Genomic DNA, 18,957 nt, shown 5'->3' on the forward strand with positions numbered 1-18,957 from the left:
TAAACCGGGTCAGTTCCCCAGGTCGCCGACCTTGGGCAGGCCGAGCTCCTCGTTGCGCGGGAGCTCTTCGACGTTGACGTCCTTGAAGGTAATTACGCGGACGCTCTTGACGAAGCGGGCGGAGCGGTACACGTCCCAGACCCAGGCATCCTGGAGCGTCAGGTCGAAATAGACCTCGCCGTCGGCACTGCGGGCCTGCAGGTCAACATGGTTGGCCAAATAGAAGCGCCGTTCGGTCTCGACCACATAGCTGAACAGGCCGACAACGTCGCGGTATTCGCGGTAAAGCTGCAGCTCCATGTCGGTTTCATAGTTTTCAAGGTCCTCGGCACTCATAGTTCCATCTTGCACCATCCGGCGTGGCCCGCGCGCCACGGTCCGTCCCGCGGCGGGCCCCGGCCCCTCCCCGGCGGTCCCGCAGTCGCCCCGGCGGCAGGTGTGCTAACCGGCGCCGGTGCGGTGACTAGAGCAGCTGCCAGCTCACCCGGTGGTACGGCGTGGTCCCGGCGGCTCGGAGCGCATCCTTGTGTATGGCCGTGCCGTAGCCCTTGTTCACGTCCCAGCCGAAGGCCGGGTATTCGCTGTGCAGTTCGCGCATGATGCCGTCGCGTTCGACTTTGGCCAGGATGGATGCGGCCGCGACACTCAGGCACTGCATGTCCGCCTTGACAAGTGTGTGCACCGGCGCGTCGCAGCCCGGTTCCACCGGGCCGTCGTCGAGCAGGGATGGCTGAGCCACCGGCGAGAGCCAGTTGTGGCTGCCGTCCAGCAGCACAACGTCAGGGGTGACCCCGGCGGCGAGGACGGCGAGCCAGGCACGGGTGCCGGCGAGCCGCAGCGCCGCGACGATGCCGACGTCGTCGATCTCTTTCGCCGAGGCGTGCCCAACGGCGTTGGCCACACTCCAGCTCCGGACCAGCGGCACCAGCCGCTCACGGTCCGCCACCTTGAGCAGCTTGCTGTCCCTAACATCGGCGAGCAGCACCTGCTGCTCGAGGTCCACCACCGTGATTCCCACACTGACGGGTCCGGCGAGGGCACCGCGGCCCACCTCGTCAACGCCGGCGACGAGTCGGGCGCCCGCATTTCGGAAGCGGCGCTCGTAGTCGAGGGTGGGGGCTTGGGACATCGCTGCTGCCGTTACTTTCCGGCCGGCGCGGGTACGTCGCGGAACACGTCGGGGTAGTTGTCGAGGCCGCCGATGCGGTTCAGCGGCCACGCAATGACGGCCGCCCTTCCTTCGATGTCGGCGATGTTGACGAAGCCTCCGTTGCTGTCCGGGTGGGCGCGCGAGTCCGCGGAATGATTCCTGTTATCGCCCATGACCCAAACCTTGCCTTCGGGAACCACAACATCGAAGTCGCGGGCCTGGGGCACTTCGGCGGGGTTGATGTAGGACTCGTCTAGCGGCGCGCCGTTAACCATCAGCCGGCCTCCGGCGTCGCAGCAGACCACGTGGTCGCCCGGAAGCCCCACCACGCGCTTCACCAGGTGCTGCTCCGAGTTGTCCGGCAGCAGACCGATGAATGTCAGGCTGTCCTGCGCCCAGCTGAACGGGCCAGCCGCCTTCTGTGCCGCAGGAACCAGCCAGCCCTGGGTGTCCTTGAACACCACGACGTCGCCGCGCTCCAGGGCGAACGGTTCCGGGACCAGAAGGTTCACAAAGATGCGGTCGTTGACGTCCAGGGTGTTGACCATTGACTCGGACGGAATGTAGAAGGCCCGGAAGAGGAAGGTCTTGATCAGGAAGGACAGCACAATGGCGACGAGCACCACGGTGGCCACTTCCTTCACCCAAAGGAACAGCGGACTGTGCCGCTCCTGGGCTTTCGCCTTGCGTGCACGCTTCGACGCGCGACCCGCATGGGCGGGTCCGCCCGCGGCCGGAAGATCCGCAGCGTGCTCCCTGGCAGGGATTGCCGAGGAAACAATCCAGGGCTCGTCCTGGCCCTGCGGATCGGGATTCCGGGGTCCGGTCTCGGGCATCTACTGTCCGTTCTTCGCTGTCGTGGTGGTGGCCGCGGACGGCCGAGCTACTGCTGCAAATCTATCAAGCGGCCAAATGATCTGAACCGGCCTGCCAATCACGCGCTCCAGCGGCACCATGCCCCCGCCTGGGGCGCCCAGAAGGCTGCGGGAATCGGCGGACAGGGAGCGGTGGTCCCCCATCAGCCAGAGGCGGCCGGGCGGAACGAGCACGGAGAATTTCAGTTCGCTTGGGGCGTCCCCCCCGTACAGATAGGGTTCCGCAACTTGCTGGCCGTTCACTGTGAGGCGGCCGCCGGCATCGCAGCAGACCACGTGGTCACCGGGAAGGCCGATGACGCGTTTGACGTAGCTTTCATCTGCACCTGACACGCCGACCCAGTGCCCCACGCCGCTGAGAAAGTCCAGCACCGGGCCGTTGCCGCTGTTGAGCGGGGCGAAAGAGCCGCGGCCGTCGAAGACAACGACGTCGCCGCGGCCCACCGGCTTGGCCCGGAAGTCCGTTCGGGACACCAGGATCCTGTCCCCCTCGCGCAGGAGCGGCTCCATCGACGCGGAGGGGATGTAGTAGACGTCGAGCCAGACCGAGCGGACCAGGCCGCTGATGAGCACGGCCAGCAACACGGCCAGCAACACAAAACGCCAGCCGAGTTTCCTGGGCTGGCGTTGTGTGTGTTCCATGATCCGTATCCTCCAGCGCATTTATGACGCAAACAGCGCTGTCACGGATGTTCCGGCGCTGGCCGGACACGGTCGGTGGACCACTAGTAGTCCGGAAGGACTTACTTTGCGGGCTGGAAGTCGCGCTTTTCCTTGATCTTCGCGGCCTTGCCACGCAGGTTGCGCATGTAGTACAGCTTGGCGCGGCGCACGTCGCCCTTGGAGACGAGCTCGATCTTGTCGATGATCGGGGAGTGCACCGGGAAGGTACGCTCCACACCGACGCCGAAGGAGACCTTGCGGACGGTGAAGGTTTCGCGGAGACCGTCGCCGTGGCGGCCCAGGACAAAGCCCTGGAATACCTGGACACGGGAGTTCTTGCCTTCGATGATGTTCACGTGAACCTTGAGGGTGTCACCCGCGCGGAACGTCGGAACATCGGTGCGCAGCGAGGCTGCGTCTACGGAATCGAGGATATGCATTGATTCACTCCTGGTGAACGCCACAGGTCCTTCACGTTAGGTCACGGCGGCCAAGCCCGGGCGCAAGAGCGGCCCGGAAATTCCCGCCGAAAAAGTGTCGCTCCGGCCCTGTCAGGAATTGACGGAGCCGGGGTGCCGCGCTGTTGGTGACGCTCCCCCTGTGGCAGGTTCGCAACCCAGCAGGCACAAGGACTAATTTTGCCACACCCGGGGCCATCCAGCCAATCCGGTTAATCGGATTGGCCGCCGGCGTCGGCGCGGCGCAGCAGGCGGCCGTCGACGACGTTGTATCCGAGGTCCGCGAAAGCGGTACGGTCCGCGCGCGGCAGCTTGCCGGCGTCGAACTCCGCAAGCAGGTCCGGACGGCGTTCGGCGGTACGCCGGTACTGTTCGTGCCGGCGCCACTGGGCGATCTTGCCGTGGTTGCCGCTGAGCAGCACCGCCGGAACCTCACGATCCCGCCAGCTGGCGGGCTTGGTGTAGACGGGGTACTCGAGCAGCCCGTCCGAGTGCGATTCCTCGACGAGGGATTCGGGGTTGCCGACGACGCCGGGCAACAGGCGTCCGATGGCCTCCACCATCGCCAGTACCGCCACTTCGCCGCCGTTGAGCACGTAGTCGCCCAGGCTCATGGGGCGTACGGCGAAGTGTTCGGCGGCCCATTCCATCACGCGCTCGTCGATGCCCTCGTAGCGTCCGCAGGCGAACACCAGCCGGTCTTCCTCCGCCAGCTTGTGGGCCGTGGCCTGGCTGAACCGCTCCCCCGCCGGCGATGGCACGATCAGGACCGGCTTCGCTGCGCCGACCGGCCGGTCCGCAGCGACGGCGGCCAAGGCCTGGGCCCAAGGTTCGGGCTTCATGACCATGCCGGCTCCGCCGCCGTACGGGGTGTCGTCAACGGTTCGGTGCCGGTCCGTGGTGAACCCGCGGAGGTCGTGGACGTTGAGCTCCAGCAGCCCGTCCTGGCGGGCCTTGCCAATCAAGGACAGTTCCAACGGTGCCAGGTACTCGGGGAAGATGCTGACGACGTCGATCCTCATTTAGGCTACGTCTCCTGCGTCGTCGGACCCGGCGGCAGCGGAAGACGCGGGGGCGGTGGCGGACCCGGCAGCATTGGTCGACGCGGGGTCGGACGCCGGCGTGTCGCCGGTCTTGGCCTCGTCCTCGGCATTGACCTCAAAGAGTCCCGGCGGCGGGGTGACCAGGACGTAGCCTTCCCCGACATTGACCTCGGGGACAATCTGCTCCACAAACGGGATCAGCACTTCGGTGCCGTCGGCAGCGGTGACTACGAGAAGGTCCTGGACCGGAAGGGTCCGGAGGCCGGAGACCTTGCCGACCACCGCGTCCCCGACGCGCACCTCCAGGCCTTCGAGTTCGTGCTCGTACCAGCCTTCATCATCGTCATCATCGTCGAGTTCTTCGGTTTCAACAAAGAGTTTGGCGCCGCGGAGGGTCTCCGCCTCATTGCGGGTCTCGATCTCTTCGAACGCAAGCAGCAAAATGTCCTTGTTCCAGCGGGCACTGAGGACGGTGAGCGTCCCTGTTGTGGCCGGCTCCACCACAAACTGGGTCCCGGGGATGAAGCGGTCGCCGGGCGCATCGGTGAGCACCTGGACAGTCACTTCGCCGCGGATGCCGTGGGGCTTGCCGATTCGTGCCACCTGAAGCTGCATCTGTTCCTCTGTTCGGGTAAATGGGGATGTGGATCTCGGGGGAAAACAGTCCGGCCCCTCCACCATTATCTGGTGAAGGGGCCGGACTCAAGACAAATGCTGCTGAAAGCGTTACCGGCGGCGGTCGGTATCGACGACGTCGACCCTGACCGGTTCGCCGTCCGTCAGCGCCGCCACCACAGTGCGCAAGGCGCGTGCGGTGCGGCCCTGGCGGCCGATCACCCGTCCGAGGTCGTCCTGATGAACGCGCACTTCGAGGGTGTCCCCGCGGCGGTTGTTCTTCGCACTGACCTTAACATCCCCAGGACTGTCAACGATCCCGCGGACGAGGTGTTCGAGCGCTTCTGCCAGCAATTTACTCAGCCTCGGTGGTCTCTGCTGCTGCGTCGGCGGGGGCCTCGGCTGCGTCGTCCTTCTTGGCCTTCTTGGTGATGGCTTCCGGGATAATCACGGAACCCTTTTCCGGGGTAACGAAGGCAGCCTTGGGAGCCTTGGTCTTCAAGGTGCCCTCCTGGCCCGGCAGACCCTTGAACTTCTGCCAGTCACCGGTGATCTTGAGGATCGCGGCGACCTGCTCGGACGGCTGTGCGCCGACGCCGAGCCAGTACTGGGCACGGTCCGTGTCGACCTCGATGTACGAGGGCTCTTCGGTCGGGTGGTACTTGCCGATCTCTTCGATGGCACGGCCGTCACGCTTGGAGCGTGCGTCCATGACGACGATACGGTAGTACGGTGCGCGCATCTTGCCAAAGCGCTTAAGGCGAATCTTTACGGCCACTTTTGTGGTCACTCCTGTTTCTGAAACGGGGTCGAGCCCGGCGTTCTGCACCCGTGGGGCGGGCCGTACTAGGGGGTTCTAAAAGGACAAGATCCGGACGCGGAGAGAGGGGCCACGCAGATCAAGTACCTGTCCATTGTGCCAGATCAGCGCGGGGATTTCGACTTGACACCCGCAACCGGTCCGGTCAAAGGACATCCGGCGCGTCAGGACGTCCAGACGTAGAGCCCGGACTTGCTGGCGGGGTCGACGGCGGCGGCAAGGTCGGCGAGCTGGCGGACATAGCGGACGGCTTGCTCCGCACCAAAGGGCATGTCCTCCTCGGCCGCCCAGCTTTCGGCGACGTCGTCGAGGATTTCGCCTTCACCTTCGGTCTCATAGCTGAGCAGTTCCGCCAGCGCGCGGACCATCGCCGGCGGGACCCCGAGCAGGGAATCGCTGGCGACGTCCACCATGGCCAGCTCGTAGTCGGCGCCGGCTGCGTGGACGGCGGTTCCCGCCAGGTCGCCGAGGCGCTCTATTTCAAAGTCGGTAATCTCGGCAATCCGCACCGCCGCGGAAATGGCTGCAGCCCCGCCGTCGAGTGCGGCTGCACGTTTGAGGGCTTCATCGTGGGTGGAGACAAAGACTTCGGTGAATCCCATGGAGCTCGTCCTTAGTTGTCTGGCGGCGCCGGGCCGCATTGCTGGCGTCTCTTCAGCCTAACCGCTTCACTGCAGCCGCGCCCGGGATGGACATGCCCTCCGCCGCCCGCAGCCACTGGACATATCCCCGCTATGCCCACTTCCGGCCGCGACCAGTGGACATGTCCAACTCCCCTGCCGGCCACCAGTGGACATGTCCAGAGCCTTGCCCAGCCCGCTTCCGCGCTCAGCGCACGGCGACGCGGATCCGGTTCCGCCACGGGTCCTCGAAGCGCAGTTCAGCCCCGGTGTGGTGGGACTGGACCCCTGCGGCCTTGAGGCGGTCCGCGAGGGCCCCGACGTCGTCTCCGGCCGGTACTTCGATCAGCACCTCGCCGAGCCCCAGGGTGTCCCGGCGGGGTCCGGCGCCCCGGCTGTTCCAGACGTTCATGGCCATGTGGTGGTGGTAGCCGCCGGCCGAGACGAACAGTGCTTGGCCGTGCATGGCCAGCGTTTTTTCGAATCCGAGGGTGCCGACATAAAAATCCTCGGCGGACCGGACGTCGCCGACCTGCAGGTGGACATGCCCAACGCCGGCGCTGGCCTCGCGCTGCCCGGCCACGGACTCCTCGGTGAGGAACTCTTCCAGGTAGCGCTGTGGCGGGAGGGCCAGGCTGTCCATCATCACGTTTTTGCCGTCCCAGGACCAGGCGTCACGTGGGCGGTCCCAGTACAGCTCGATCCCGTTGCCCTCGGGATCCGTGAAGTAGAAGGCTTCGCTGACCAGATGGTCGGCGCTGCCGCTGAAGGACTGCGGCTGGTACTGCGCGGCGCTGGCGACGGTGGCGGCGAGGGACTGCTGGTCCTCGAACAACAACGCGGTATGGAAGAGGCCGGCCTCGCCGCGGGACGCGGCCCTCAGTCCGGGCGCCGGCGCGAGGTGGACCAGCGGCTTCTGCCGGCGCCCGAGGTAGAGGCCGCCGTCCTGCTCGGCCACGATGTCCAGGCCGAGGGCGCGCTGGTAGTAGTCGGTCATAAGCTTCAGGTCGCCAACCTTGAGCATCACGGCGCCCATCGTCAGGGCGGCCGGAAGGAGATCCTGGGTGCTGGCTTCTGCGGTCATGTGATCACTCCGGTGCTTTGAGGGCCACCGACGCTCGATGACCTAGATATATATCTAAAGTACTTGAAGCTTCAACTTATTCCAAGTGAGCCGGGTTTATCCCTAACGGACCGGTTCGCCGCGCAGCACGATGTGCCTCAGCTCCTGCAGTGCGGCCAGGTTGCCGCGTGGATCCTCTGTGCAGACCAGGACGTCGGCGCTGGCGCCGTCGGTGATACCGGGCGCGCCCAGCCAGTCCCGGGCGGCCCATGCGCCGGCGTCGAGCGCCGCAAGGGCCGGCAGCCCGGCTGCGTGCAGCGCCTGGATTTCATCAACGATGCGCCCATGTTTAATAACGCTTCCGGCGTCCGTCCCGGCATAGATGGCGACGCCGGCTTCGAAGGCCTCAAGGACACGTTCTGCCCGGCGCTCCCATAAGGCGCGCATATGCTCCGCGTACCGGGGAAACTTTGCCTCGGCCTGTGCGGCGATGTCGGGGAAGGTGGCGATGTTAATGAGCGTGGGGACGATCGGCACACCCTGTTCGACGAATCTCGGAAGATGCCGCGGCAGCAGGCCCGTGGCGTGTTCGATGCAGTCGATTCCGGCGTCCAGCATGTCATCCAGGGTGCTTTCGGCGAAGCAATGGGCCGTGACCCGGGCGCCTTCATCGTGGGCGGCCCAGACGGCGTCCTTGAGCACCGCCGCGGGAAAGGAGGGGGCGAGGTCGCCGTCGTCGCGGTTGATCCAGTCCCCCACCAGCTTGACCCAGCCGTCGCCGGCGCGCGCCTGCTTGCGCACGGCTTCCACCAGCTCCAGGGGCTCCACCTCGACGGCGAAGCCACGGAGGTACCTCCGGGTCCTGGCGATGTGCCGGCCGGAACGGATGATGCGCGGTAGCTCCGTCCGGTGCTGGAGCCAGCGGGTGTCGTGGACGGCTCCGGCGTCGCGGACCAGCAGGGTGCCGGCGTCACGGTCGGTCCTGGCCTGTTCCTCCGCCAGCTGCGCCGGCACGTCCCCGCCCGGACCCAGTCCGATGTGGCAGTGCGCGTCAACCAGCCCGGGGATGACCCAGCCGTCGAGAACGAGGTCCGGGGCGAGTGCGGGCCGGTCAAAGGTCAGCAGGCCGTCGACCGACCAGAGGCCCCGGCGTTCCCGGTCGGGGCCGGTAAGGATGGGTCCGGTGAACTCGATGATGCGGGTCATGGGATCAAGCCTATTGCGCAGGGCGCTTCCGGAAACGGCTAGGAGGCATGGGCGTGCTGTTGCCGGCCAACATCGGCGATAAACGCCCGGATCAGACGGTTTCCCTCCGCCGAGTCCTGGGGCCTGTGCCCGCCCGCCGCTGTGCGGTGCACGGCACCGGTGTCACGCAAATAGCCTGCGATCTCTTCATACAGCGGTTCCCAGCCGCCGGTCAGCACCAAAGTGGGGACACCGGGGACGATCTGCAGCGGAGCTTCCCAGGCCGGAGCCTGGAGACGCAGGCGGCACGCCTCACGCTGGTCTTCCGGGTTCGGGTCACCGAGGCCCGCCTGGGCCGGGCTCTGGGCCGCAAACACCCGGCGGACGAATTCGCGGTGGAAGTCCTCATCGCTTAGGTGCTGGCGGACCTCGAAGAGCGGCTGCATCAGCGCCCGGTGCGCTGCCGTCGCCGGCAGCTCCGCGGTGAGTGACAGACAGGCCGGCTCCACCAGGGTCAGCGAGTGCACCAGCTCAGGCCGTTCGACGGCGGCCATCATCGCGGCGATGGCCCCCTGGGAGTGTGCCACAACGTGCCCGCCGGCCTCGCCGCGGCCGTCGTCGGCCAGGGCCCGCAGCACAATGGCGGCATCGGCACAGAAGTCCGTTTCCAGCGGCTCCTCGACCGGGTCATACCCGTGCCGGCGCAGGAACAGGGCGTCGTAGCTCAGCGCCATACCATGCTGTTTCGGCCACGCGGCAGCGCCGAAGCTGCCCGCCCCGTGGACGAAGACTACACGCTGCTTGAACATTGTCTAACCCTATGGCACCGGTCCGACAACAGGCCGCCGACATCGCTGCCGCCAGCGCCTATTTGCCGCCGCCGAGGAACTTGTCAAAACCCTTGGGCAGGTTCAACTGGGAGGGGTCGAAGTCTGTGCCCTGCTGCCCGAACGAGGCACCGGTCGGCAGTGCCTTGGCACCCTCGGTCCGGCGGGCCTGGGCGTCCTTGAGCTCCTGGGCGGCTTTGGCCGGGTTGCCGGAACGGGCTTTCTTCTTGGGCGCGCTCTTTCCGCCCTTGCGGGCCCCGCCGCCACCCATCCCCGGCATCCCCGGCATTCCGGGCATGCCGCCGCCGGCAGCCATCTTCTTCATCATCTTCTGCGCCTGCATAAAGCGTTCCAGCAGGCCGTTGACCTCGGACACGTGCACACCGGAACCGCGCGCAATCCTGGCCCGGCGGGAACCGTTAATGATTTTGGGTGCGACACGTTCGTGCGGCGTCATGGAACGGACGATCGCCTCGACGCGGTCGATCTCGCGCTCGTCAAACTGCTCGAGCTGCTGCCGGATGTTCTGCGCTCCCGGCATCATCATGAGCATCTTCTTCATGGAACCCATATTGCGGATCTGCTGCATCTGGGCCAGGAAATCGTCCAGGGTGAAGTCTTCCTGGTCGGCGAATTTCTTCGCCATCCGGGCAGCTTCGTCCTTGTCCCAGGACTTCTCCGCCTGCTCAATCAGGGTCAGCACGTCACCGAGATCAAGGATGCGTGAGGCCATCCGGTCCGGGTGGAAAAGCTCGAAGTCGTCCAGGCCTTCACCGGTGGACGCGAACATCACCGGCTTGCCGGTGACGGAGGCTACCGAAAGCGCGGCACCGCCGCGGGCGTCGCCGTCGAGCTTTGAGAGCACAATACCGGTGAAGTTGACGCCTTCATCGAAGGCCATGGCCGTGTTGACGGCGTCCTGGCCGATCATGGCGTCGACCACAAACAGCACTTCATTCGGAACGATGGCCCGGCGGATCTGGCGTGCCTGTTCCATCATCTCGGCGTCGACGCCGGTCCGGCCGGCGGTATCCACGATCACAACATCGTGCAGCGTCCGCTTTGCTTCTTCGACGCCGGCACGGGCGACGGCGACCGGGTCGCCGGCCGGGTGGTCCAGCTCGGTGGAGGTGGCGCCGGGGTGCGGGGCGAAGACCGGCACCCCGGCACGCTGGCCCACCACCTGGAGCTGCGTGACGGCATTGGGGCGCTGCAGGTCGCAGGCCACCAGCATGGGGCTGTGGCCCTGCGCCTTGAGGTGCTTGGAGAGCTTGCCTGCCAGCGTTGTTTTGCCGGCACCCTGGAGACCGGCCAGCATGATGATCGTGGGGCCGGTCTTCGCGAGGCGGATCCGGCGGGTTTCGCCGCCCAGGATCTCGACGAGCTCCTCGTTGACGATCTTGACGATCTGCTGGCCCGGGTTCAGCGCTGCGGAGACTTCCGCTCCGAGGGCCCGCTCGCGGACCCTGCCGGTGAATTCGCGGACCACCGGAACGGCGACGTCGGCGTCCAGGAGGGCGCGCCGGATTTCGCGGACCGTAGCGTCAACGTCCGCCTCGGTCAGGCGGCCCTTGCCACGGAGGTTCTTGAAGGTTGCTGTCAACCGGTCAGAGAGTGAATTGAACACGCGCCGTGCACTTCTTTCAGTGGATCTACAGTTGGCGGCCGGTCCGGCTCGCCAGTGTCGCGACTGAGGTTCGCCTGAACGAACCGCCTCGACAACGGGACTCGACTATCTAGGGTACCAAGACGCGCCTTGATGATGGCATGCTGACGTAGGTGACCAGTCAAAATTCAGTAAAGACCCTGCTCATCCTGGGCGCCTCGGGCGACCTGACCGGCAGGCTGCTGCTGCCGGGTCTCGCCCGGCTCGTCTCCCGGGGACGTGCCGGCGGACTGACCCTGGTGGGCGCCGGCTCGGATCCCTGGACCCCGGACCAATGGGCCGAACGCCTCGAAGAGTCCTTCGCCGACGCGAACTCCCAGGCCGGTGCAGATGGCCGGCGGGAGCTGAAGCGCATCCGCGGCACCACCAGCTACCGCCGGATCGACGTCACCGCGGCCGGGCAACTGGCCGGCCTGCTGGCGGAGCTGCAGGGGCCCGTGGCGGTCTACTTCGCCCTGCCGCCGCATATCAGCCAGCTGGCGTGCGAGGCGCTGGATCCCGGCCAGGTGCCCGCGGGGACCCGCCTGGTGATGGAAAAACCGTTCGGTTCCAGCGAGGAGTCAGCCCGGCACCTCAACGAAACCCTGGCCGCGCTGGTCCCGGAGGACCACATTCACCGGGTGGACCACTTCCTGGGCAAGGCGACGGTTCTAAATATCCTGGGGCTCCGGTTCGCCAACGCCTTCCTGGAGCCGGTGTGGAACCGCGAGCACATCGAACGGGTCGAGATTGTCTTCGACGAGGACCTCGCGCTGGAGGGCCGGGCCCGCTACTACGACGGCGCCGGCGCCCTGCGCGACATGATCCAGAGCCACCTGTTGCAGATCATGGCATTGATGGCGATCGAGCCACCGGCCTCGGTACATGAACGCGATCTCCGCGATGCCGTGGCGACGGTGCTGCGGGCCAGCAGCATCAAGGCGCCCTTCGCGAAAAGCACCCGCCGCGCCCGTTATACCGCGGGATCGATCGACGGCCGGAAGGTACCGGACTATGCCAAGGAGGACGGCGTAGACGCGTCCCGGGGCACGGAGACGCTGGCCGAGGTCGAGGTGCAGATCGAGAACTGGAGGTGGCAGGGTGTCCCCTTTATCCTGCGCTCCGGAAAGGCCCTGGGCACCCAACGCAAGGAAGCCGTGGTGACCTTCCGCCCGGTCCCGCAGCTGCCCAAGGGCTTCAGCGGGGTGGCTTCCCCCAACCAGCTCAGGATCGGCTTCGGACCGGACACACTCCAGTTCGACGTCGATGTAAACGGCCCCGGCGACGTCCTCAGCCTGGACCGCGCCACCCTCAAGGCTGAGCTCAGCGCCTCCGATCTGCTGCCGTACGGGGAGGTGCTCGAAGGGGTCCTGACCGGGGACCCCCTGCTTTCGGTCCGCGCCGATACTGCCGAAGACTGCTGGCGCATCCTGGGGCCGGTCTTGAAGGCCTGGGACCGGGACAGCGCACCGCTTGAAGAGTACGCAGCCGGAAGCGGCGGACCGGAGGGCTGGCTGGCCTGAGGGCCGCCGCTGTGCTTCCCGCCGGAGCCACCGGGACAGAGAAGAAGCGGGCCGGGTACCCTTCCAGGTTCCCGGCCCGCTTCTCGTTGAGCGCCCGGCTAGATTGCCGCCGCTCCGCGTTCCCCGGTGCGGACCCGCACCGCTTCGAACACATCCATCGTCCAGACCTTGCCGTCACCGGCGCGGCCGGTGTTCGAGCTGGCGATGATGACATCGAGGATGTCGTCTGCCTGTTCGTCGGTCGCCAGCACCTCTACCCTGATCTTGGGCAGCAGGTCCACGTTGTACTCGGCGCCGCGGTACACCTCGGTGTAGCCGCGCTGCCGGCCGTAGCCGCTTGCTGCGCTGACCGTGAGGCCCTGCACGCCGTAGGCTTCAAGCCCTTCACGGATAGTGTCGAGTTTTTCCGGCCGGACAATTGCTGTGATCAGTTTCATGCCTCCACACTTTCCTTACCCGCTGCTGCGGTCGTTTTGCCGTTGGCTGCCGGGTCCACCGTCCGGGCGGCCGGGGCCGCTGCGGCCTTGGCCTTGCCGGTGATGAGTTCGTGCAGCGGCGTGAAGCTTCCGCCGTGCCCGCCGACTCCGAATTCGTAGGCCGTTTCGGCGTGCAGGCTCAGGTCCACGCCCACCACTTCCTGTTCCGGGGAAACCCGGAAACCCATGGTCTTGTGGATCGCAAACGCAATGATCGAAGTCATCACTGCGGAGTAGGTGATGGCGATGCCGGCCACTGCGAGCTGGGCCCAGAGCTGGGTGAAGCCGCCGCCGTAGAAGAGGCCGCCGCCGACACCATCAGCCGGGAGGGCGATAAAGCCCAGGGCCACGGTGCCGATGATGCCCGAGACAAGGTGGACACCAACAACGTCAAGCGAATCGTCGAAACCCCAGCGGAATTTGAGACCGACGGCGAGCGCGGAGGCCACACCGGCCACAACGCCGAGGCAGAGCGCACCAACCGGGCTGACATTGGCGCAGGCCGGGGTGATGGCGACGAGGCCGGCGACCACACCGGAGGCTGCGCCGAGTGAGGTGGGGTGACCATCGCGGATCCGTTCCGTGACGAGCCAGCCGAGCATTGCCGCGGCGGGGGCCGCCAGGGTGTTGACCCAGATCAGGCCGCCCTGTTCCGCCGTCGTTGCTGCGCCGCCGTTGAAGCCGAACCAGCCGAACCACAGGATGGCGGCACCGAGCATCACAAAGGGGATGTTGTGCGGGCGGTGGTTGGGGTCCTTGCCGAAGCCCTTGCGGTTACCGATGATCAGCACGAGGATCAGTGCTGCTACACCGGCGTTGATGTGGACCACGGTGCCGCCGGCGAAGTCGATTGCCGGGCCGAGGGCCTTGCCGATGGCGCCGTCCGCGCTGAACAGCCCGCCGCCCCAGACCATGTAGGCCAGCGGCGCGTACACCAGGGTGACCCAGACGGGGACGAAGACGGACCAGGCGCCGAACTTGGCGCGGTCAGCAATTGCGCCGCTGATCAGTGCGACGGTAATGATCGCGAAGGTGGCTGCGTAGCCGACCTTGATGAGCCCGTCAGGGGTGTTGATGCCCTCCAGACCGAAAGTGGCAAAAGGATTCCCTACTATTTGCAGGAAGCCCTCGCCGGAGCTCATCGAGGAGCCCCAGAGCACCCAGACGACACCAACCATGCCGATGGAGATAAAACTCATCATCATCATGTTCAGGGCGGCCTTGGCGCGCGTCATGCCGCCATAGAAGAATGCGAGTCCGGGTGTCATGAACAGCACGAGTGCTGCTGCCACCATTAGCCATACGTGACCTGCGGTAAGTTCCATGGTGCACGTCCTCCTTGCTTGGATGCGGTCGGAAAGTTAATGTTGCGGAATTCTCCGCGTGCCTCAACGCGGTTTGCGTTCTAAGAAGATCTTGGCGGGAGCGTGTTTCGCCGGCAGAGGATTTAGATTGCCGGCGCGTTACAAGAACCTCCCGGAAGTAAACGGTGCAAATCCTTCTTGTTACGGTTATGTTTCACGCGTTCCACCGCGCGCCGTCCCCCGCCCGATTCCCCAGGAAGCCACCACCATGAGTAAGTCCCCCCGCCCCGCGGGATCACCGCCCCGGGCCGACACCCTGAACAGCGGCAAGGCGGTGCTGCCCCGGGACATCAAGGTGATGCTGGTGGCCGCTTTCCTGATCGCCCTGGGCTTCGGCCTGGTGGCGCCGGTACTCCCCCAGTTCGCCACCACGTTCGACGTCGGCGCGACGGCGGCCGCTGTGATCGTGAGTATTTTCGCCTTTATGCGGCTGGTCTTCGCACCTGCCGGCGGCGCGTTGATCGTGCGCCTCGGCGAACGGCCGGTCTATGTGGCCGGACTGCTGATTGTTGCAACGTCGACGGCGGCGTGCGCCTTCGCGCAGGACTACTGGCAGCTGCTGGTTTTCCGGGGCCTCGGCGGCGCCGGCTCGGTGATGTTCACGGTGGCCTCGATGGCCCTGGTGGTCAGGCTGGCGCCGCCGGAGAGCCGTGGCCGGGTTTCCGGCGCCTACGCCTCGGCGTTCCTGATCGGCAACGTGTGCGGCCCGGTGGTGGGCGGGCTGCTGGCCGGCTTTGGTCTGCGGGTACCGTTCCTGGTCTACGCGGCTGCCCTGATCCTGGCAGCCCTCGTGGTGCAGACCCAGCTAAGTCATGTGCCGGCCGCCGCACGCCGGGACGGGAACGCGCTGCCGGCGATGGAGCTCGGGGCGGCGCTTCGGGACAGCGCCTACCGGGCCGGGCTGTTCTCCAGCTTCGCGAACGGCTGGGCAACCTTTGGCGTCCGGATGGCCACGGTGCCGCTCTTCGCTGTCGCCGCCCTGAACGCCGGCCCGGAATCTGCGGGCTGGGCGCTGGCAATGTTCGCCGGCGCCAACGCGGTGGCGTTGACGTTCTCCGGCAGGCTCGCGGACAGCCTGGGCCGCAAACCGATGATGATCGCCGGCTTGCTGGTCACCGGGACCGCCACGGCAACGATCGGGTTCACGCACGAGCTGCCGTGGTTCCTCGCCGCCACCGCGGCCGCCGGAATCGGGTCAGGCCTGCTGGGCCCGGCCCAGCAGGCCGCCATGGCCGATGTGATCGGCAACGAGCGCTCCGGCGGAAGGGTCCTGGCAATCTTCCAGATGACCTCCGATAGCGGCGCGATCATCGGCCCGGTCCTGGCCGGTCTCCTCGCGGACCGGTTGGGCTACGGCTGGGCGTTTGGGGTCACCGGCGGTGTCCTCATCGCGGCTGCCGCAGGCTGGCTGCTGGCCCGCGAAACGTTCCAGCGGCCGGCGGCGCGCGGCGCCTGATCCCAGCTAGGGCTTCCGGACCGCTGCCGGGTCCGCGTCAACGCTCACCGGCGGACTTCGTTAGGCTGGTGCCAGTCCCCACCCAGAAGCCGGAGAAGTTTGTTATGCCCCCCCAAGAACATTCGACCGAGAACGCCCCCGACGACAGACCTGAGGCCGGCGCCGGGAGCAAGCACAGGAAAATCCGGCCCGCTGCCGTGGTGTCGGTCATCGCGGTCCTGGCCGTAATCGCCTCGCTGGTGCTCTTCCTCAGGCCGGCTGGGGACGGCGACGCGGCGGCGGCACCTTCCCCGACAGCCAGTTCGGCGTCGACACCCTCGACTAGCTTGCCGCCGGCTCCGGCCGTCACCTACTACAAACAACCCGGACCCGGCGCCGGGTCACCGCTGGAAGCGGTGGAACCCTTGAAGGTGACGGTTGCCAAGGATCAGGTGGGCACGTCCCTGAGCAAGGGATTGGTCGGCATCTCGCTGGAGGCCACCGACCTCGGTGATCCCGTCCTCAGCGGCAGCAACGCCTCGATCGTCAAGCTGTTCAAAGAGGCCGACCAGCCGGTGCTGCGATTTGGCGGCAACGCCGTCGACCGGCGGTTCTTTTGGACCTCCAGCAACGAGCCGGTTCCCGCCAGCTACCAGGGCGATGCCGCCCACCCGGTCCGTGCCGTCGGACCCGCGGACCTCAGCCGCCTGAATACGCTGCTGGTGGCCGCAGACGCAACGGTCAGCCTCACCGTCGATCTGGGCCACTACGACCCGAACCGCGCTGCGGATATGGCCAAGCACGCGGCGCAGATCTTCGGACCCCGGCTGCTGAGCTTTACTGTCGGCAACGAACCCAACGGCTTCGGCTCCAACGGCGTCCGCCCGGGGGACTACAACGTTCAGAAGTACGTCACGGAGCTCAAGGCCTACGCCAACGCGATGAACGCCGTGGCGCCGAACGTTCCGATTTCCGGTCCGGGCGCTTACGACCAGAAGTGGTGGCAGCCCTTCATTGATGCAGACATTCCACAGAAGAAGATCCTGTCCTTCCACAACTATCCGATGTACAGCTGCGACGGAAAAGTGGATCCGTTGGCGTCGCCCACCATGGCCAACCTGATGAACAAACTGATGCATGACCGCGCGGCAGACTACCAGCAGGCCGCGCTCAAGGCCGGCCGCGATGCGGGCCTGGAAGTGTGGCTTCCGGAGACCGGTATTGCCGCCTGTCCCGGGTCCAACGAGACTTCCCGCACCCACGGCTCGGCCCTCTGGACCGCTGACTATGCCCTGAACGCCGCACAACTGGGCATTACCCGGATCGGTTTCCACAGCTCGCTTCAGACGTGCAAGGGTGGTCCGCCCATGTCCGTCATCTGCAGCGGCGGCCCCTACCTGAAGCCGGACGGCGTCATCACCGGCCGGGCCAACTTCTTTGGCCTGTCCATGGTTGCCGAGATGGAAGGCGGGAAGTTCCTGAAACTGGACTCGACGGGCGGTGGCCTGATGTTCAGCTACGCCCTGCAGAACGCTGACGGGAGCACCACAGTGGTCCTGGTCAACGAGAACAATCCGGAGAAGGCCGCCCAGGCAGCCGTCACCCTCACCCTGCCCGGGAAGGCGCTGACCGGAACCATGACCCAGCTCTCCGGGCCGAGCTTTGGCGCTGAGGACAGCACAGTGATCGACGGCGCCAAGTCCGAGCCGGTTCCGATTGCAGAGCGCGCCACTGTCGAAGGTTTCGCGTACGGCTCACCGACCCAGCAATTCAAGCTGACCGCGGGCACTGTCACGGTCCTGAACTTCACGTACTAGGTCCACAAAAAAACTGGCTCCCAGCTGGTGTCGTTGCCGGAACCCGGACGACACCACCTGGGAGCCAGTTGGATTTAAGCGGCGTTGTGGCTGCGGGACTAGTTCAGGATGGCGTCCACGAAGCTCTCGGCGTCGAACGGGGCGAGGTCATCCGCTCCCTCGCCGAGGCCGATGAGCTTGACCGGGACGCCCAGCGACTTCTGGATGGCGACCACAATTCCACCCTTAGCCGTTCCGTCCAGCTTCGTCAGGACGATGCCGGTGATGTTGACGACCTCGGCGAACACCCTGGCCTGGTTCAGGCCGTTTTGTCCGGTGGTGGCGTCGAGGACGAGCAGTACCTCATCGACCTCGGCAAGCTTCTCGATGACGCGTTTGACCTTCCCCAGTTCGTCCATCAGGCCGGTCTTGTTCTGCAGGCGCCCGGCGGTGTCGATCATCACGACGTCGACTTCCTGGTCGATGCCTGCCTTGACCGCCTCATAGGCGACGGAGGCCGGATCGGCACCATCGACGTCGGACTTTACCGTGGCCACGCCGACCCGCTGGCCCCAGGTGGCGAGCTGCTCGGCGGCGGCGGCGCGGAAGGTGTCCGCCGCGCCGAGGAGGACGTCCTTGTCTTCGGCCACAAGCACCCGGGCGAGTTTGCCCACCGTGGTGGTTTTGCCAACACCGTTGACGCCCACGACCAGCACAATGGCGGGCTTGTCGGCGTGGCGTTCGACGCGGAGCGCCCGGTCCATGGTCGGGTCGACGAGCTTGATGAGTTCCTCGCGCAGCAGGGCTTTGACCTGCTCCGGCGAGCGGGTGCCGAGCACCTTGACGCGTTCGCGGAGCGCGTCCACGAGCTGCAGGGTCGGCTCGGTGCCAAGGTCGGCGAGCAGGAGGGTCTCCTCCACCTCGTCCCAGACGTTCTCATCGATCTTGTCGGCGGAGAGCAAAGCCAGCAGGCCCTTGCCAAGGATGTTGTTGGACTTCACCAGTCGTTCGCGAAGGCGGATCAGGCGGCCTGCCACCGGCAGGGGGGTGTCTACCGGAACGGTTTCCAGCCCGGCGACGTTGTCCGGGACGTCGACCGTCTCCGGGCCCGCCAGGTCCACGGAGTCCGGTGCACTGCGCTCAGCCGGGGGTGCGGGACGGTCCTCGAGGAGGGTTCCACCGCCGGCACCGGGCTTCACAGGATCGTTCTCATCCCGCTTCCCGGGGTAGCTGGTGACGTTCTTCCGGGTCTTCATCAGGACCGGAATAAGCCCGCCGAGGACCACCAGGGCGGCGAGAATGGGCAACAGAATAGGGAGGATGTCGTTCACTCCCCTAGCTTCTCACAAACCCCACAGCCCCAGCGGGGACCGAAAAAAGGGGCCGGCACCGTTCAGGT

General features: G+C 66.3%; 20 protein-coding genes. 3 read left to right on the forward strand and 17 right to left on the reverse strand.

Annotated features, from left to right (window positions below; translation table 11 throughout):
* Positions 1-9: 9 nt before the first annotated feature.
* The 14 genes from QI450_RS09930 to ffh form a co-directional block, all read right to left on the reverse strand.
* Entirely contained in the window at positions 10-336 is a 327-nt protein-coding gene (locus QI450_RS09930; protein WP_226773354.1) for a DUF2469 domain-containing protein, read from the reverse strand.
* Between the two features lie 127 nt (positions 337-463).
* Positions 464-1,129 carry a ribonuclease HII gene (locus tag QI450_RS09935; protein ID WP_226773355.1) on the reverse strand — a complete coding sequence of 222 codons (666 nt, stop codon included), beginning with the start codon at positions 1,127-1,129 and terminating at the stop codon, positions 464-466.
* Between the two features lie 11 nt (positions 1,130-1,140).
* Positions 1,141-1,986 (reverse strand): signal peptidase I, encoded by an 846-nt coding sequence (gene lepB, locus QI450_RS09940; protein ID WP_226773356.1) that lies wholly within the window; start codon positions 1,984-1,986, stop codon positions 1,141-1,143.
* The gene (gene lepB / locus QI450_RS09945; protein WP_226773357.1) at positions 1,987-2,667 is read right to left on the reverse strand and encodes a signal peptidase I; all 681 of its coding nucleotides are present in this window, start codon (positions 2,665-2,667) and stop codon (positions 1,987-1,989) included.
* A 101-nt stretch (positions 2,668-2,768) separates the two neighbouring features.
* Entirely contained in the window at positions 2,769-3,128 is a 360-nt protein-coding gene (gene rplS, locus QI450_RS09950) for a 50S ribosomal protein L19 (protein WP_226773358.1), read from the reverse strand.
* A gap of 230 nt (positions 3,129-3,358) precedes the next feature.
* Positions 3,359-4,168 carry a tRNA (guanosine(37)-N1)-methyltransferase TrmD gene (gene trmD / locus QI450_RS09955; RefSeq protein WP_226773359.1) on the reverse strand — a complete coding sequence of 270 codons (810 nt, stop codon included), beginning with the start codon at positions 4,166-4,168 and terminating at the stop codon, positions 3,359-3,361.
* A complete protein-coding gene (gene rimM / locus QI450_RS09960; protein WP_226773360.1) occupies positions 4,169-4,804 on the reverse strand; it encodes a ribosome maturation factor RimM in 636 nt (211 codons plus the stop codon). It lies immediately after the preceding gene.
* Between the two features lie 111 nt (positions 4,805-4,915).
* Positions 4,916-5,158, reverse strand: a complete 243-nt coding sequence (locus QI450_RS09965) for an RNA-binding protein (protein WP_226773361.1) — start codon at positions 5,156-5,158, stop codon at positions 4,916-4,918.
* Position 5,159: 1 nt separating this feature from the next.
* The gene (gene rpsP / locus QI450_RS09970) at positions 5,160-5,582 is read right to left on the reverse strand and encodes a 30S ribosomal protein S16 (RefSeq protein WP_104175432.1); all 423 of its coding nucleotides are present in this window, start codon (positions 5,580-5,582) and stop codon (positions 5,160-5,162) included.
* A 206-nt stretch (positions 5,583-5,788) separates the two neighbouring features.
* Positions 5,789-6,226, reverse strand: a complete 438-nt coding sequence (locus QI450_RS09975) for a hypothetical protein (protein WP_226773362.1) — start codon at positions 6,224-6,226, stop codon at positions 5,789-5,791.
* Positions 6,227-6,452: 226 nt separating this feature from the next.
* Positions 6,453-7,328: a VOC family protein gene (locus tag QI450_RS09980; protein ID WP_226773363.1), complete on the reverse strand. Its 876-nt coding sequence runs from the start codon at positions 7,326-7,328 to the stop codon at positions 6,453-6,455.
* A gap of 102 nt (positions 7,329-7,430) precedes the next feature.
* Positions 7,431-8,513 carry an amidohydrolase family protein gene (locus QI450_RS09985; RefSeq protein ID WP_226773364.1) on the reverse strand — a complete coding sequence of 361 codons (1,083 nt, stop codon included), beginning with the start codon at positions 8,511-8,513 and terminating at the stop codon, positions 7,431-7,433.
* Positions 8,514-8,551: 38 nt separating this feature from the next.
* Positions 8,552-9,301 carry an alpha/beta hydrolase gene (locus tag QI450_RS09990; protein WP_226773365.1) on the reverse strand — a complete coding sequence of 250 codons (750 nt, stop codon included), beginning with the start codon at positions 9,299-9,301 and terminating at the stop codon, positions 8,552-8,554.
* A gap of 58 nt (positions 9,302-9,359) precedes the next feature.
* Positions 9,360-10,946, reverse strand: coding sequence for a signal recognition particle protein (gene ffh / locus QI450_RS09995; RefSeq protein WP_226773366.1), 1,587 nt, complete (start codon positions 10,944-10,946; stop codon positions 9,360-9,362).
* 152 nt (positions 10,947-11,098) lie between these two features.
* Here ffh and QI450_RS10000 point away from each other — a divergent pair, with 152 nt between their 5' ends.
* Complete coding sequence (locus QI450_RS10000; RefSeq protein WP_226773367.1) at positions 11,099-12,487, forward strand: glucose-6-phosphate dehydrogenase; 1,389 nt, start codon at positions 11,099-11,101, stop codon at positions 12,485-12,487.
* A 98-nt stretch (positions 12,488-12,585) separates the two neighbouring features.
* On the opposite strand, the gene QI450_RS10005 is transcribed toward QI450_RS10000, so the two are convergent.
* Both QI450_RS10005 and QI450_RS10010 read right to left on the reverse strand, forming a co-directional pair.
* On the reverse strand, positions 12,586-12,924 hold the full coding sequence (locus QI450_RS10005) for a P-II family nitrogen regulator (RefSeq protein WP_175320845.1): 339 nt from the start codon (positions 12,922-12,924) through the stop codon (positions 12,586-12,588).
* A complete protein-coding gene (locus QI450_RS10010; protein ID WP_226773368.1) occupies positions 12,921-14,288 on the reverse strand; it encodes an ammonium transporter in 1,368 nt (455 codons plus the stop codon). The genes QI450_RS10005 and QI450_RS10010 overlap by 4 nt, the downstream gene beginning before the upstream one ends.
* A gap of 247 nt (positions 14,289-14,535) precedes the next feature.
* On the opposite strand from QI450_RS10010, the gene QI450_RS10015 reads away from it, so the two are divergent.
* A complete protein-coding gene (locus QI450_RS10015; protein ID WP_226776238.1) occupies positions 14,536-15,783 on the forward strand; it encodes an MFS transporter in 1,248 nt (415 codons plus the stop codon).
* Between the two features lie 104 nt (positions 15,784-15,887).
* Positions 15,888-17,579, forward strand: a complete 1,692-nt coding sequence (locus tag QI450_RS10020) for a hypothetical protein (RefSeq protein ID WP_226776178.1) — start codon at positions 15,888-15,890, stop codon at positions 17,577-17,579.
* A gap of 98 nt (positions 17,580-17,677) precedes the next feature.
* On the opposite strand, the gene ftsY is transcribed toward QI450_RS10020, so the two are convergent.
* Positions 17,678-18,889 (reverse strand): signal recognition particle-docking protein FtsY, encoded by a 1,212-nt coding sequence (ftsY, locus tag QI450_RS10025; RefSeq protein ID WP_226776179.1) that lies wholly within the window; start codon positions 18,887-18,889, stop codon positions 17,678-17,680.
* Positions 18,890-18,957 lie beyond the last annotated feature (68 nt).

The sequence above is a fragment of the Arthrobacter sp. EM1 genome (assembly GCF_029964055.1).
Classification (GTDB): Bacteria; Actinomycetota; Actinomycetes; order Actinomycetales; family Micrococcaceae; genus Arthrobacter.